Raw genomic sequence first — 15,482 nt, 5'->3', positions numbered from 1 at the left:
GACTCAAGGGAGCAACTAGCTTGAGCGAAAGGGCAGGGCGATTGCAACAGCCATTGGCGAGCTACGGTCGCAATCTTAGAGCCCGAGTTCCGACAACCCGGGGTGATCATCAGGACGCCGTCCCTGCGGCCAATGGAACTTCCGCTCCGTTTCGCGAATCGGCAGGTCGTTGATGCTCGCGATCCGTCGTTGCATCAACCCTTGGGCATTGAACTCCCAATTCTCGTTGCCGTAGGAGCGAAACCAGTTTCCTGAATCATCGCGCCACTCGTAGGCGAAACGCACCGCGATTCGGTTCTCGTGGAATGCCCACAGCTCCTTGATGAGTCGATACTCGAGCTCCCGCTGCCATTTGCGCGTGAGAAACGCAACGATCGCCTCGCGACCAGTGAGGAATTCCGCGCGATTCCGCCAGACGCTGTCGACCGAGTAGCCGAGCGACACGCGAGCCGAATCACGACTGTTCCAGGCATCCTCCGCCAAGCGAGCCTTCAGTGCGGCCGACTCGGCGTCAAAGGGCGGCAATGGCGGGCGAGATTCATCTTGGCTTGGCATGACAACGAACTCCCTGTGATTAGCAGAATTGGCGGCTGCCTATCGATCAAGGGTGATAGTGTAGTGCACGTCGGGCGATTTGACTTGCCTCGCAAACCGGCTGTCTGACTGCGACTGCACTTATGACTCGACTAGAGCGACGTGGGCGCAGTCTTCGAGTGGCCGAAAAAGAGCTTCAACAAGATGCAGAAATCGGCCGCGGGATTCATTAGGATCGACTGCAACCACCGTTCTTTGACAATTCGACCACCTTTAGTGCACCGCCGACGCCTCTGGCTGCCACGATCTGCATCGCCGACTTTTGCGCTTCCTCATTGAAAGCGAAAAACGCAAAAGTCCCCGCAACGTAGCGCGTGTCGCTTCAAGATTCCTCGGGAAAACAAGGCTCAGACGGTCGGTGGCGGGGGAGCGGCGTCGACTTTTGCATCTAAAAAACGGGGCCCCCCGTTGGCGTGCAAAAGTAGAGAGCTCGGCGGCGGTTGAGAAGAGACGCGAAAACGCCGCTTTTTCGGCCCCGGACGTCGGGGATCATGCCGGTGGATGTCACACCGCGTCGTGTTGCCTCAAGCGCAAAAGTCAAAGGCCGAGCACGTTCAAAAAACGCGTTGATGGGTGCCGGCCGCGAGCTACACGCAGATGAGCCGCTACCGAACGCCGACTAAGCGGCGCCGTGCGCGTCGGTGCGAGCCGGCTCGGCGTCGGCGGGAGGAGTCGCCAGCTTCGTTCCGGTGGCCGGCGTCGAGGCGACGGGGACGGCAGATTCCGTCGCAGGTGCGGGGAGCCCTTCGACGCCGCTTTCCGCAGCATCGTCGCGGCTCGCATCCGCCTCCGTCGAGTCGTTGTGGAACTCGGGGTAGTACTGCAGCTTCCGCGGGGCGCTCGTTTCCGGTTCGGAATAGATGACGTTGTTCAGGTCGGTGCGGAAGCCGTTCAAGTTGCGACGAAACTCTTGATACGCCTTCCCCCATGTGCGCGCCACTTCGGGGAGGTCGCTGCCATACAGCAGTAAGGCGACAATGGCGAGAAGCGCCATCTCGCCAATGCCGAAATTCAGGAATGCAAGCGGCAGCAACATGAGGCGGCGAGTGCGAGTATCGGTCGCGCCGTTCAACGCGACAATCGTCGAGCGTCGGCAGGCAAGGCGAGCAGGTGGGCGGCGACTAGTTCAGACGGCGTTCTTCGGCGCGGCGAGCATCATCGAGCGAGGCGTTCGAGTCGGGCATCTCTTCGCCCTTCAAACCCTTCTTGAATTCGGTGATGCCGACGCCGAGCGAACGCATGACCGACGGGAGACGCGTGCCGAACAGCAGCAACACCACCATGCCGAGGATGACCATTTCCATCGGACCAGGCGCCCACGCCAGCAGATACAAAGCAGATTCAGACATCGGAAGCCTCGGCAAACGTGGCAGGCGGCGCCGGTGAGAAAATCGCGTAAATCCGTGCGACGACACGGCATCAGACGCCCGCCAACTGATTTCAATTTTAACGGCGCGGGGGGGCAAGTCAAACCGCCGAAACCCCCCGCGAGCCTCCCGCCGCGTAAGGTTTCGCCGTGAAAATCGGCACAATTGTGCAGGTCCGCCAGCGTGGCGATTGCGGAAAATTAACGGCCGCAACGCGGAAATACTGAACCGCTCACCGCGGCGGCACGGCTTGCCAGTCGGGGTGGGCAGCGATGTCGGAGGCGTCAACCGACTCTTCCGGCGGCACGTAACGGTAGTAGACCTCGAGGCACATGGCGCCGAGCGCGGTGGTGAAGACGCGGCCGCCGTAGCCAGCCCAGATGCAGGTTTCTGGCCACGAGCCATCTTTGTTCTGGGTGGCGAGGAGCGTTCGCGTGAGCGCGTCGTTCCAGCGCCGCCACGCTTCGCCTGCCTCGGGCGTCGTGTGTTGAGCGCGGTGGAGTGCAAGCGTCGCGTAGTACCAGTAGTAGAAATTGACTTGCGCGGTCGAGGGAGGTTCGGCCGAGAGCGAGCCAATCGCTTCACGTAGTGCCGCAGCGCTGAGCGCGCCGTCGGCGCGGCCTGTCACCAGTTGGCGGCAGTAGAGCGCTTCGGCGGTCATCGTTCGCGTCGGCCGCGCTTCTTCCGGGCGGTAGACGGCGAGCCCGCCGGCTTGGCCCCGTTCGACCTGACGCAAGAAGCGATCGACGCGCGTCCAGATGATCGGCGGCACGGCGACGTCGCAGCGTTCGGCGCTACGAAGGATCATCACTTGCCAACCAAGCTGGCTGGTGTCGCCCGTATCGCCGGGGCGATAGCGCCAGCCGCCATCGGTGGGGTGTTGCGCAGCAATGGTAAAGCGCGTCGCGCCGCGGACTAGCGGGCCGAGCCGTTCGTCGTCGGTCATTGCCATCGTTTCGCTCACTGCGAAGGAGGCCATCGAGTGGCAGTACATTTGGGCGAAGAGACCGGCGTCGCCGCAGAGGTTGCCGTCGGGCTGCTGCGAACGGCGGAGGAACTCCAGGCCGCTGCCGACGTGCGGTTGGTAGAGTCCTTCTTGATGGGTGTGCCCGGCGCCGAGGAATGCCAACAGCGCAAGGCCGCTGACGCCGGTGTCGGCCTGAGCGCCGGCGCCTTGGCGGTCTTGGCCGAGCACATAATACTCGCGGCCAGCGCCGTGACGCTTCGCGTCCCAACGGCCATCTTTCGATTGAGCGGCAGCGAGCCAATTGAGCGCCGCGCGGACGGCGCCTTCCGTCTGCGTGTTGCCGCCGCCGGCAGCGACGATCTCTGTTCGGTTGGCGGCGAAGCGCGCCGCGTAGGGCGCCGGCAGTTGTTTGCGTCTCGGCAGACTGACGGGGCTCGCCGCTGGCGCTTCCGCGACGGCGGCTGGCGGCGCGATCGACTCGTCGGCCGAGGCGAGCGGCTTGGCTGTCACGTCGTCCGGCGCGCTGGCAGGTTCCGCTACTGGCGGCGGAGTCTCGACGGCGACCTGTTCGTCGGTTTCGTTGAGAGTGGGCGCCGCAGGCTCAGGCTCGTCCTCAGTTTCTTCTGCGGCTGGTTCTGGCGCCGGTTCCGCCTTGGCGAGCAGTTGCGGCGCCTCGAACGGCTCGGCCGGCGGCTTCTCAGCTTCGTCGGCTTTCGGAGCGTCGTCCGCGGATTCGACCGTCTCGACATCGGTCGCGTTGGGATCTAGTTCGAACTCGTCAAACGGCGTCGGCGTCGCGTCGGTCGACGTCGCGATCGCTTCGAGCTGATCGGGGAGCAACGCCACCTGAATCGGCGGGCCGTAGCCGGGGCCGCCGCCGGCACTGCCGACGGCAATTTGCACGGTCGCCGTGAGACACGCGAGCAGCACATGGACCCACAGCGAGAGGATCGCACACTTCTGCCACGGCTTGATGTTGCGGAGTCGCGTCCGGATCAACCAGATGATTGCCACGGTTGCCGTGAGCAAGCCGATCCAAACGCAGATCCAGAACGTCGGCAGCTGGAGCAGAGTGGCGAGCGGTAACGATTGGTGGAGAGGCATGCTCACCGCCTTTCGCCGGAAGCCCCTTGGGCGACCCGCACGCTGACGGAGAGTTGGCTGATGCCGGCTTCTTTACACGCTGCGAGAGCGTCGGCGACGTGCTGGAAGTCGCAACCCGCATCGCCAAGGATGACGACGCCGACGCCCGGCTGTTCGGCTTTCGCCGCGGCTAGCTTCTGCGTGAGTTGTGCGAGCGTGACGTCCTCGCGGTCGAGGGCGATTCGCCCGCCGGCGTAAACGGCGACTTGGCGAGACTTAGGCGCGGCGTTGGCCGCATCGGCCTTGGCGACTTCAGGAAGCCGAAGGTCGATGTCGCGCTGATCGCTGCTGAACTTCGAGGCGCACATGAAGAAGACGATCAATAAGAACACAACGTCGATCATCGGCGTCAGATTGAGCGCCGGCAGCTCGTCTTGTTGCGTCTTGATTGGCATGAACGTTAAGCAGCCTTCTTCACTTTACTGGTCCGCACGGGCCGATTGCGACGGTCTTCGAGTCCCTCCGCCGAAATGAGGTGGACGAGATCTTGGCCGCGGCGATCGAGCTCCATTACCAGTGAGTCGACGCGACCGATGAAGTAGAGGTAGAGGATGAGCGCCGGAATCGCGACGCACAGGCCCGCGGCGGTCGACATGAGCGCCGTGCCGATGCCGCCGGCTAGCAGCTCCGGTCGACCCATCGCCGAGCTGCCGGCAATTTCGTTGAACGCCTCGATCATCCCCCACACCGTGCCGAGCAGGCCGAACAGCGGGCAGACAGTGGAGACGCCGTTGATCGCGCGGAGATAGCGCCGCATCGAGCTCGCGGCCCGTTCGCCTTCGTCGATGATCGCTTGCTCAACCTCGACGGCGGGCTTGCCCCACTTGCGGAGCGCCGCAGCAAAGACTTCGGCGACGAGGCTGTCGTTCTCGTCGCACAGCTCAAGGGCGCCTTGGCGGTCGACGGCGCCTTCGCTGATCTGCAACAGGAAGCGTTCGACGAAAAGCTTCGGAATCACGCGGCTCCGTCGCAGCGCCATCGCTCGTTCGAAGACGACGAGCATCAGCACGAACGAGCAAATGAAAATTGGAATGACGAGCGGACCGCCAGCGAGCAGCACTTGCCAGAGGCTGGTGGTCGGAATCGTCGTCTCCGCGGCGACTGGCGCCGCTTCGAGGGCTTCCTCGGCGGCGCGGGCAAGCGGCGCGGCGAGCATCGCGGCCAGTGCGGCCGTCGTCGTGAGTGCGGCTCGTCGAGCATCCATACGCTGTCTCTGCAATCGATGCGTGGGAGTTTTCATTGTGACGCACGAAAGCCTCGACCAACTGGGTCGAGGCTTTGCGCGGTGTTGACTTTTCGCCGTTCGGACCTGGTTTACGGTCCGTAGGGGCTGCCCTTGCCGGTGTCGACGTTGCCGACCATGTGCAGATGGTTATGGTCGACGTAGATCACCTCGCGAGCGTCTTCGTCGCGGAGGGTGTGAGGCACTGGCCAGCCGATGCGGCGGACGTCCTCGAAGTAAATGGTGCACTTGTAGTGAGCGTGGTGCTGCTGAGCCGGGCCGATCATCGGGTAGACGCGCGGCGGATCGATGTAGTCGGCGATCTTTTCCTTGACGATGCGAACGTTGTTACGGTTCCGTTCGAAGAGCAGCGGCACGCCGCCTTGCACGGGCATCGCCTTTTCTAAGGCTTGCATCACCTCGTCATCGCTCGGCGGATCGAGGGCGACCACTTCAGCGCCCGAAGTGATCGGACCCAGAATCGGAGCACGGTCGTAGCGCTCGTGATTCCAGAACTGATCTTCGTGCTTCTTCTGCTGATAAGCAGTGATCGGGATGGGGGTCGCCATCCAGCCCAAGCTCGGACCCAGCGTGGTGCAGCCAGTGCTCCCCAGAGAGCCGAGGGCCATGGCGATCAGCAACGCGGTTGGGGCGGTTCTACGACACATCCTGCTAACCCTTCGATGAGTGGTTTCGACGAGGTCTTGGTTCGTTCGCTGCGATTGAAACCAAGGCGAGTGACCGCGGCCCACTGACCCAAGCGGTCTCTTCAGAGTTTGATATCGTGTGATTCTGGGTAGAACTTGCGGGATATTCCGATTGAATCGGCAAAAAAGTTGCAAGCGACGAGTGGCGCGTTGCTAGCAGTGCAGTTGCGAGTCGCGAGTCGCGCGAAGACTGTGCTGGCATTCCGAGCGGTGCGAGGAGTCTAGCGGACCCCTCGGGGTACCTCGGGGTGACAGGCTTCTTGCTCGCAACCCGCAACTCGCCGCTCGTCACCCGCAACTCACGAAAAAACCCCTGTCGACCGAGCTCGGTCGACAGGGGCGGAAGGCTATCCATGCAATCGCAGACTTCAGACGCTTAGTGGCAGTCCTTGCAGTCTTTGAAGTCGAGGAACCACCAGCCGTCGTCCCATTCCAGGGTGACCTTACGCCAGCCCAGCGGAACTTGCGGATAGGGGTAGAACGGACCGATGTACGGCCAAGCGGCGGCCGAGTACTGCTTTGGATAGGTGAGAGCCGCGTAGTTCGGGTGAGCGGCGTAGCTCGGCCACGCGTAACCCGGCATCTGCGGATTCTCGTAGTTCACGGCCTGACCAGCGGCAGCAGGCATCGGGCCAGCTCCCATCGGACCGCCCATGCCTGGGCCACCCATAGCGCCCGGACCGCCCATGCCCATTTCCATGCCTGGCTGTCCGCCCGGAGGGCAGTAGCCGGCGGTTTGGACGTTCGGGCCCATCGTGCGAGCGTAGGGCAGCGGAGCGCCAGTGTTGCCGCGAGGAGCGGCAGCCTGGGTGCGAGTCGGCATCGGACGAGCGGCAGGTTGGAACTGCCCTTCGTCTTGGAAGTTGCCGGCGGACTGCACAGGCTCGCTAGCAGCGGCGCCCGGCTTCACGTCGAGCTTGCAGATGACGCGTTGAACGCCATTGCTTTCGCGAGCGATTTGCTCAGCGATATCCTTCTGCTCGGCGCTCGTCACCGAGCCCATCAGCCAGGCGACGCCGTTCTGATATTTGACGCCGACGCGGTAATCTTTGAGATGACCGCTCTCTTTCATGTTCTGAGCAATCTGCTGAGCGATGGCACGGTCGCCGGCCGTTTCGGCCGAGACCTTGCTCACCGGCCCCCACGCCAGCGTGGCGATCGCGAGGCCAAGAATCAACTTTCGCATGGTCCCCCTCCTGGGATAGTCGTTTGCTAGCAGGCGTTCCCTTCGTGGGGCGGCGTGCGCTAGCCTTTGTCTCGAATGGCTTGGAATAGGCTCGTGACTAGCGAGCCGCCAAGCGGCTCGGGACGGGCGCATCGCGACGCCGCACCGATGTTGGGCGCTTTCCCCACGGCGCGAGGCTCCGTCTGCATACTGATTTCGGCAGGAGAGGGCGCCGAAAGGGAGCCTTTTTCCGATTTTGCGGGCAAATCGTTTTATGCCGCGTCAAGAGCAGTCGCGCGTCAGGCAGTCCGCGATCAACCTGGAGGGGCTTTCACTAAACCATCGTCCACGATGGGAGCCGCTTCCACTGCGCCTGCGGCTGGATTCGCGGCCGGGAACCAGCGATCTCGCAGAGCTAGTGCGGGCATTTCGACGAGCTTCGCCATCACGATGCCGACGACAAAAGACGCGGCGATATACAGCGCGGTTTCCAAAGCAAAGGGCAGCGGGGCGACTTTGCGAACCACTGGCATAGCCCAGACGCCCACCGGAAGGTGCCATAAATAGACTGAATAGGAGAAGAATCCCAGCCAGGCAATCCATGAGGCGATACGGCTTTTCGGAGATTCGCAAAGAAGCACTCCCAGCAAGATCGACCCCGCCGACAAAAACAAGATGGTGAAGCCCCACTTGTAGAGAAAGGGATTGCTTTCCAGGTTGTACCAAAACGGCGGCAACATCCCGGCTACTCCCACGGCGATCAAGCTCCATCGCCACGGTCGGAGCTTGTCGATCGCTTCAGGCTTGAAATGCCAGAAGTAGGCGAGCGCGACCCCGAAGAAGAGCGAATCCATTCGAATGACGGATGGAAATACATTCTTCCAGAGATCGAACGGCCCGGTGCGCCAGACTCGCAGCAGCAAGCAGGCCGCCGCGACGACAATCGCGATTAGCGGGATCGACGCGAATGGGTTGCGTTGTTCGTCGCGCTTCCCCCAGACCGCTGCCAGGCCGAGCAGGATAAAGGGAAGGATGAGATAGAAGTGCTCTTCGACGGAAAGCGACCAGGTATGTGCCCATAGGCCGCGGAAGTAACTCTGGCAGAACGTTAGTTCAGCGAGCAGGCCGCTTACCTCAATCTCCTTCTTGAAGGCAATTCGCATCAAGACCGTGACGAGGATGAACACCAGGAAGGCTGGATAGATTTTCCAGCCGCGCCGAATCAAGAATCTGCCGACAGTCAGGCGGCCCCGCTTCTTGTACTCGGAGAATAGCAGGCCCGAGACGAGGAAGCCGCTGAGGACGAAGAAGAGATCAACGCCGATCCAGCCGCCCCGCAGCCAGCAGTCGTAGAACCACTTGCCCGGCGTGTCGCTCGCTGCCTCGGGCATGTGGCGACCAAGCACCAGCAAAACGGCGACGCATCGCAGAATATCAAGGCCGAGAAGTCGTTGAGGCGCCATGCACTCAGCGTAATTGGCTTCGGCCGCCCGAGCAACGTGCTGCTGATTCTTCCGATTTTGCCGACGGGATGAACTACCAGCGAGTCGCCAGGTCCTTTTCGCTGCGAATCGACTTCTGCAACGCGTCGAGCGCTTCGAGGCAGCGGGCGGTGACGCTCCGCTTCTTGCCTAGCGATAGCGCCAGCGAGCGGACGTTGCTGTTCCGGCGCGATAGCTCAAGTATTTGCGAGTGCACCTTCCGGAACTCGTCGTAGGCGGCTTTGGCCTTCTCGGCGTTTGCTTGCTGCGCCGGACCGCTCAATTCAGAAAGCTTCTGCAATGCGCTTTCGGCTTCTTGATTGAGGGCGGACATCTTGCCCTCGATGCGATCCATCTCTCCATCGGTCGTTTCAGCGATGTGTCGGCTTTGCATCGCGTAGATCTTGCCCGCCGACACCGCGGCTTGGAACGCCGCCGTCGAGAGCGCCGCTCGATCGCCGGTCGCATCAGTGGCGGAGATCATGTCGTTGAGCGCGGCGTCGAGTCGATCGAGCGACTCCGCGGCTGGCCCGTAGGAAAGCCGCAAGGCTTTCAGATTCGTGTTCTCGGCGTCCAGGTCGAGGATCTCTTCGTCGACTGTTTGGTACTCCTTCCAAGCGGCGTCGAACTCGTCGAGCAATTTTCGTTCTTCGGTTCGCTGGCTGGCGTCGATGAGCTTGCCGAGTTCGAGTCGCTCCACTTCCACGGCCGCCGAATCATTGACCGCATCGTCGGCGTTGGTTTTTGATTCTTCGTCGGTTTCCGCTAGGACCGCCCGTTTCTCGGCCTCGGCGGAGGCATGGAGGTTGAGCAGCATGCTCGCGACGAGTTGATCCTTCTTGGTGCGCTCTTCAAGGGTAGACGACAGGCCGCGGTTCGCGCGCATGACGCCGAGCAGATACGCGCCTGATAGCAACACGATCAAAATGACAACGGCGACAAAACTGGTGCGAACGCTCGATTTAGTTTCTTCAACGCTCACGGCGATAGTTTCCTGTAGCACCACATCAATAGCGGGGCGGTTGGTCCCTCGATATCCTTGTAATCGACCTCCGATGTTCACGCAACGGACCACCCTTATCACCGCGCCTGGAGGGCTTTTTATCGATGGTGTGAGTCAGGAGCAGAGATTCGAGCTTCTAGACCGCCTTGGCTTTGGCTGAAACGCGCCCACGACGTCGCGTGCCATCGCGATCCAGACGACATGATCGCTCTCGATTCAAGAAGTGAGATGCCGATCATCGTGAAAGCTGCCTTTTTTCGAGGTATCTGGTTCATGCTGGTTGCTTCCTCTTGCCGGGCAATTACAACTGAGGCTGCTTTTCCAATTGCCGAATCTACTCTGAGGGGATGCTACTGTGAGACTTCAACTCGGTTCGTCGCGCGCCTTGCTATTGGGCGTCATGGCGTGGGCCTGCTGCCAAATTAACGTCGCGTCGGCAGTCAGCTACCAGTTTCTGAACGTGACCAGCACCGGCGCCACGACCAGTCAGTTCACAAGCGCCAACGGCAATGGCGTCATCAACGTGTCGCAAGTCTTCTCCGCGGGCGGCGCGGGGCCCCTCAACAACGTCAACACGGCGATCTTCCCCTCCGAGTTCACGACGCTGTTCCCAGGCACTGGCCAAGTGCAAGGACATTTGGCTCAGACCAACAGCAATTCAACGTCGGTTATCTCGTTTGATCTGACCGGCTACAACCTCTCTGCCAGCACCGTATTCGGCATCTGGAACATTTTGAACGACGTGGTGACGCCAGTCTACGACGTGAAGCTTATAGACGCGGTGAACGCGATTCAACCGCCGTCTACCTTCAACCTGATCGGCAACCAAGACAACCAGACGCAAGTGGCGGGCGCGAACAACTTAGTGCTCAACACGGCGACCGGAGTGTTGAGCGTCGGCGCGCTCATCAATAACAGCGGCACCCATACCAACGCAGCCTTCTGGAATAACATCCCGCTCGGCACGAAGCAGATCAACGTCTACGGGAATCTGCCAGTCAACGTTGGCGGAGACGGCGTTGGGTACTACTTCGCTGAAGTCGTTCCCGAGCCGAGCAGCGCGACTATTGCGTTGGTCGCGATCGGCATGACGGGGCTAATCGTCCGCAAACGCTCTACCTAAGTTCGTCTGCGGCACGACTCAAGTTCCTCCGCGCGACTGCTATGCGGCTCGCGCACAGTGAGATTGCGCGCGGTGACCCGTCGCGAACGATAGCCGTCGCAGAGCGGGCTGCCGGTGAAGTGAAGAGCCGCAGGGTAGCGCAGGCGCGTGCGCGATGCGCATTTCGCTCGAAGCGGCCGCTTAAGCAGGTTCGTGCTGCTGGCAGCGGAAGTCGGCCACGGCGACGACGATCATCACCGCGAGGGTCGCGCCGCTCACTGTCCATAACGGCCAAGCGAATTGTTCGCCGGCGAGCGTGGCGACGGCGACGCTCGCGAGACCAACAAGGAAGGCAGCTTGCAACGGGACTTCAGCCGCTGTGCTGGCATAGACCCGCACGAGGAATGCGACGATCAGTCCAAACAGGTGAATGGCGATCCATCCAACTTGCAACGAGATTGCAGTATCCATGGCTCGGCCGAGAATCCGTTCTCGGTTCCTATCGCGGGTGTGGCGGGTAACGCCGCGTCAGGTGCATCTTGCACGATCGTGCGGCGGGGTTTTCGAGGCGGCGACTTGATGTCGCCGTGCGGTGGGATGTGGGAATGCGATCGGCGTGCCAATCGCGATGAAGCGAGTTTTTCCGTCTCTTTTTTGGATTGAGTGTGAAGCTTTTACAACTGCGGGGAAAGTGTGGCCTGTTGCGACGCTAGCGAATCGGGTTTTGCCAGCACTCGATAGGCGACACATGGTCGGCGATCAGCCATTTCACTGATCGCGCGCTCTCAAGCGGCTCACGATAAACCAACTGGCCGGGAGGTTGTTCCATCCCGACCAGTTGGAGAGTTTTAACAGACTCGAGACGAAGTCGTGGTGCTACTTCGCCGGGGCGTTGTTGTTCGCCACGCGCGATTCGAGCAACTTCTTAATTTCGTCTTCGAGCTCAGTGACTTGCAGATTCGTGTTGACGACTTGTCCCTTGTCGTCGACGAGAATCGTCATCGGCAACGTGATGATGCCCATCTCGTTGGCGAGCCGGCTTTCGAAGCCGCCCGGTTCGAAGAGCTGCTTCCACAAGACGTTCTTGTGATCGCCCATGAACTTCGTAACCTCGTCCTTCGAGTAGTCGAGGTTGACGCCGATGACGTCGAACTTGGCGCCGCCGTATTTCTTATAGAGGTCGGCGATGGTTTCAGCGTCGCTATTCGCGGTGGGCGACGAGGATGACCAGTAGTGGACGAGCACCACCTTGCCGCCGAACTGGGCGAGGTCGACGTTGGCGCCTTTCAAGTCGGCGCCCTTGAGCGGAATCGTCTTGCCGACCGAAGTGAGGCGGCGAATGGCGCCTTCCGATTTGGAGGCATTTGGGCTCTTGCCGAAGTCGGCCACCAAGCGGCGATACCACTTTTCAGCGGCTTCGTTGTCGCTGTTGAACTCGCTCGCCATCGCGAGCTGCAGCAACGCTTCTGCGACGTGATCGCCCGACTTGTGCTTGTCGACGAATTCCTCCAGCTGCTTCAGCCAAGCTTCTTGAATCTTCGCGTAGTCGGCCTTCGGTTCGGCAATGCTCTTGCCCCAGGCGGCCTGCATGCGGCGGAACTCGACGTGCGTCCGCAGGTTTTCGCTCGCTTCGTCATCGGCTAGCTTCTTCTCGAGGGCTTCGAGACGCTCAAGGCCTTCAGGATAGCTTCCGTCTTGGACGGCGAAGCTCACCATATCGGCCATCTGTTGCAGCCACTGTTCACGTTCGGCCGGTTCCTTCGCGATGCCGGCGAGTTCTTCGAGCAGATCGGCGCGTTCTTTGTTGAGAGCCGGCTTCGCATCTTCGGCAGCGGTTGCGAGTTGATCGTCGACCTTTTGAATCGACTCAAGCAGCTTCTGCATCTCTTCGGTCGGTTCGTTGCCGGCGACTTGCTCCGGAGCGCCTTGCGGCTGCGGTTGGACGCCGGCCGAATCGTAGAAGAAGCCGGCCAAGGCCGCGTTGCCGCCGCCGAGTGCGGGGCCGTCGATTAGCTTCCAAGCGCCATCAACGTTGACCATGCTGCCGATCTGGACCTGCTGCGGCGTTTCGCCGGCGAGCACCATTGCCCAGACGTCTTCGTAAACCGTGAGATCCTTCGAACTGCCGCGGGTGCCGGCGGGGACGGTGCCAGGACGCAGGCCGCCAAAGTCGGCGAATTCCGACTTCGCATCGATCTTGCCTTCCGCAACCAGTTTCGTGAATGCCTTCGAGGCATCCGCAACGCGGGCAGTCAGTTTGTCGGTCAGTTCTTTCGAAAGGCCGAGCTTGCCGATCTCGTCCGAGGTGAGCAGCAGTCGTTGGAAACGGGCGGGGTCGTTCGTGCGGATCGCCGCGATCACTTCTTCCGAAGCTTCCTCGGGCGAGATGAACTTCCAAGCATCAATCTTGCCGTCTTCGTTTTTATCGACGCCCCACCGCGAGCCGCCAGTATGGAACCAGCGGTACTGGTCGGCCTTGCCGTTGAAGTTCAGGTCGGCGTCGCGGTAGACCTCGAGGCCGTTCTTGTAATAGCTCCAGGTATCGACGACGTTGTCGCCGTTCGAGTCGGAGAATTGACGCAGGATGACGCCGTTCGGATCGCGGACGACCCAGGCAGTCATTTTGCCGATTTTCTCGGGGTTGATTTTACAGTTCTTCGCCTGGTCGGCGCCGGGCGTATCGAACTCAATTCCGGATTGGACTGGCGCCAGCTTAAGAGCGTCTTCGACCGACGGAGCGGCAGCCTGGGCCGACGTGGCGAGCGAGACCAATCCAACTGCCAGGAGGGACGAACGGCGAAACGGGAGAGACGGCATGCCTGGAAATCCTTCGGGTCGGGTAACGAGATCGCCGCCGCGGCTGCGAGGCCAGCCGTCGACTTCCCCGGTTTATAGTGCCGATCTGCGGAACGAGGCCAGACCGATTGCACCTGTTCTGCCACCTGGACGACAGGTTTTTCGCGAAAAATCGCCGCGTTTTAACGGCCATAACGCGTCGAATTCTTCGACCGTTGCCCCTTTGACAGCGACCGCCTGCAATCTAGAATGTGGGACTTGCTTGTTTCGCCGACAGATCGCTGGGGACTGCCAACGCCCCGACGTGCGAGAAAACGCGGCGTCTTTCATGCGGGCGCATAGCTCAGTTGGTTAGAGCGCAGCCCTGATAAGGCTGAGGTCCCAAGTTCGAGTCTTGGTGCGCCCACTTGTTCAGTTGTACACTGCCGTAACGGGTCGTTACGGCCGGCAATTTCTGAGTCTGCCTGTTTGGCAGACTCTTCTACACCGCTGCTTACGGCTGCTGACTGCACCGCATTTTGCACCGCCGGTGCAGATGCCTTCGCGGCTTTCTCGAAGTCAGCGTCCGTCACCTGCCAGTAATGCTTCTGCGCGACCATTTGGCTGTGCCCCAACCACTCCGCCGCCACGTGCGAAGGGAACTCTGCAGCGAGCTCGGTCGCTCTGGTCGCTCGTAGATTCTGGAACAGCTTTGGCCACGGCTTCAGCCCCGCCTTCGCGATGATTCGCTCAAGCTGCGTCCGCAGATTTGAATTGGCGTCGCGGTAACGGGTGATGACGTGAGCCTTGGCGCGGTCCTCCGGCTCCAACGCCAACACGTCCTCCTTCGCGAGCTCCCACGCATCCTCAAGGTAGGGACGCAGTTCAGGGAAGATCGGAATCACTCGCGACTCCTGCCCTTCGTGATGCTCTGTCTTGGGGCTCCGCACGGTCATCTTGCCGTTCGCCCAGTCGATGTCGATCCAACGCAGGGCCAAGTGCTCGGACGGGCAGCGGAGGCCGCCGTAGCGGCTCAGGGCGAATAGCAGCTGCCACTGGATGTCCGGACAATTTTCGAGCACCTTGTCGGCGTCGCTTCGGCTGATGAAGTGATCGCGAGACCGATTGGCGCGCACCGACACCCCCTTAAGTTCACCGAACGGATTCTCCGCGATGAGCCGACGTCGAACCGCTGTGCGGAAGAACTGGCGAGCGATGCCACACCGCCGGCGAACGGTGTTGTCGGCCAAGTTCTCGTTGGTCGATAGCCACCGGCGCCAGTCATCAGCGTCTGCGGGCGTGATCTCCGCGAGCGCCTTGCCCGCGCCGAAGAATCCGACCAGGCATCGGTGCGTGTGGCTATATACTGTCGCCGTCGAAGGCTTCACGTCGGCACGCGACTTAACGTAGGCCGCTAGGAACGCCCCCAGCGTCGACTTCTCAGGCGTTGCCTTTTTCGGAACGAGCCCGACGTTCGCAAGCTTGTCGTAGAGCAGCGACTCGAGCTTGCCCACCCAGGCGGCAGTTTCAGCGTCCCAACTGGTCTGCGAGATCGCCGCGGCGTTCAGCGCCTCGACCTTGGTTTTAATGTTGTTGGCGTCTTTCTGGGGCATCTTCCCCAGCCGAATTGAGCGTCGCTTTCGATCGCCGGCGACGAACTGGATCGTTCTGTTGCCGGACTTGTCTTTTGATAAACTGGCCATTTGCATCTACCTTTCGTGGTGAATGAATCGGACGGTTGCTGTGGGTAAACGTCAGTTCAACGTTCGATCGCTTCTCTGGTTGACGGCTACGATCGCCGCTTTTCTCGGTGCAGTGACGACCTCCGGCATTTGGAGGGACACTCCTGCAGAGAACATGCTCGATCTGATCCGAGGCATCGGATGGTGGAATTACGCTGTGATAATTTCCACGGGTCCAATCCTCGTTGCCGTAGCCGACGACAAGCCTTGGTGG

Annotated in this window: 13 protein-coding genes, 1 tRNA gene and 1 pseudogene; 2 read left to right on the top strand and 13 right to left on the bottom strand. The window is 61.2% G+C overall.

Going from position 1 to position 15,482, the window contains the following annotated elements:
* Positions 1-75: 75 nt before the first annotated feature.
* From ACQY7R_RS17095 to ACQY7R_RS17050, 10 genes are all read right to left on the bottom strand, one after another.
* Positions 76-555 carry a DUF1348 family protein gene (locus ACQY7R_RS17095; RefSeq protein ID WP_428306778.1) on the bottom strand — a complete coding sequence of 160 codons (480 nt, stop codon included), beginning with the start codon at positions 553-555 and terminating at the stop codon, positions 76-78.
* Positions 556-1,213: 658 nt separating this feature from the next.
* Positions 1,214-1,630, bottom strand: coding sequence for a Sec-independent protein translocase subunit TatA/TatB (locus tag ACQY7R_RS17090; protein ID WP_428306777.1), 417 nt, complete (start codon positions 1,628-1,630; stop codon positions 1,214-1,216).
* An 85-nt stretch (positions 1,631-1,715) separates the two neighbouring features.
* Entirely contained in the window at positions 1,716-1,943 is a 228-nt protein-coding gene (locus ACQY7R_RS17085) for a twin-arginine translocase TatA/TatE family subunit (RefSeq protein ID WP_428306776.1), read from the bottom strand.
* A gap of 250 nt (positions 1,944-2,193) precedes the next feature.
* Positions 2,194-4,032: a hypothetical protein gene (locus tag ACQY7R_RS17080; RefSeq protein ID WP_428306775.1), complete on the bottom strand. Its 1,839-nt coding sequence runs from the start codon at positions 4,030-4,032 to the stop codon at positions 2,194-2,196.
* A gap of 2 nt (positions 4,033-4,034) precedes the next feature.
* Entirely contained in the window at positions 4,035-4,466 is a 432-nt protein-coding gene (locus ACQY7R_RS17075; protein WP_428306774.1) for an ExbD/TolR family protein, read from the bottom strand.
* Positions 4,467-4,471: 5 nt separating this feature from the next.
* Complete coding sequence (locus tag ACQY7R_RS17070; RefSeq protein ID WP_428306773.1) at positions 4,472-5,275, bottom strand: MotA/TolQ/ExbB proton channel family protein; 804 nt, start codon at positions 5,273-5,275, stop codon at positions 4,472-4,474.
* 110 nt (positions 5,276-5,385) lie between these two features.
* On the bottom strand, positions 5,386-5,922 hold the full coding sequence (locus ACQY7R_RS17065) for a hypothetical protein (RefSeq protein ID WP_152101984.1): 537 nt from the start codon (positions 5,920-5,922) through the stop codon (positions 5,386-5,388).
* A gap of 454 nt (positions 5,923-6,376) precedes the next feature.
* Complete coding sequence (locus ACQY7R_RS17060) at positions 6,377-7,186, bottom strand: BON domain-containing protein (RefSeq protein WP_428306772.1); 810 nt, start codon at positions 7,184-7,186, stop codon at positions 6,377-6,379.
* A gap of 293 nt (positions 7,187-7,479) precedes the next feature.
* On the bottom strand, positions 7,480-8,628 hold the full coding sequence (locus ACQY7R_RS17055) for an acyltransferase family protein (protein WP_428306771.1): 1,149 nt from the start codon (positions 8,626-8,628) through the stop codon (positions 7,480-7,482).
* Positions 8,629-8,701: 73 nt separating this feature from the next.
* Positions 8,702-9,628 (bottom strand): MCP four helix bundle domain-containing protein, encoded by a 927-nt coding sequence (locus tag ACQY7R_RS17050; protein WP_428306770.1) that lies wholly within the window; start codon positions 9,626-9,628, stop codon positions 8,702-8,704.
* Positions 9,629-10,004: 376 nt separating this feature from the next.
* On the opposite strand from ACQY7R_RS17050, the gene ACQY7R_RS17045 reads away from it, so the two are divergent.
* Complete coding sequence (locus ACQY7R_RS17045; protein ID WP_428306769.1) at positions 10,005-10,772, top strand: PEP-CTERM sorting domain-containing protein; 768 nt, start codon at positions 10,005-10,007, stop codon at positions 10,770-10,772.
* A gap of 180 nt (positions 10,773-10,952) precedes the next feature.
* Here ACQY7R_RS17045 and ACQY7R_RS17040 read toward each other — a convergent pair whose 3' ends face one another.
* Together ACQY7R_RS17040 and ACQY7R_RS17035 are read right to left on the bottom strand one after the other, a co-directional pair.
* Complete coding sequence (locus tag ACQY7R_RS17040) at positions 10,953-11,222, bottom strand: hypothetical protein (RefSeq protein ID WP_152101149.1); 270 nt, start codon at positions 11,220-11,222, stop codon at positions 10,953-10,955.
* A 405-nt stretch (positions 11,223-11,627) separates the two neighbouring features.
* Positions 11,628-13,568, bottom strand: coding sequence for a redoxin family protein (locus ACQY7R_RS17035; protein WP_428306768.1), 1,941 nt, complete (start codon positions 13,566-13,568; stop codon positions 11,628-11,630).
* 311 nt (positions 13,569-13,879) lie between these two features.
* On the opposite strand from ACQY7R_RS17035, the gene ACQY7R_RS17030 reads away from it, so the two are divergent.
* A tRNA-Ile gene (locus ACQY7R_RS17030) sits at positions 13,880-13,953 on the top strand.
* Positions 13,954-14,122: 169 nt separating this feature from the next.
* Here ACQY7R_RS17030 and ACQY7R_RS17025 read toward each other — a convergent pair.
* Positions 14,123-15,139, bottom strand: a pseudogene (locus tag ACQY7R_RS17025) (tyrosine-type recombinase/integrase); the annotation flags it as partial.
* Positions 15,140-15,482 lie beyond the last annotated feature (343 nt).

The organism is Lacipirellula sp. (genome assembly GCF_965279485.1).
Classification (GTDB): domain Bacteria; phylum Planctomycetota; class Planctomycetia; order Pirellulales; family Lacipirellulaceae; genus Lacipirellula.
This window is presented reverse-complemented; position numbering and strand designations above follow the sequence as displayed.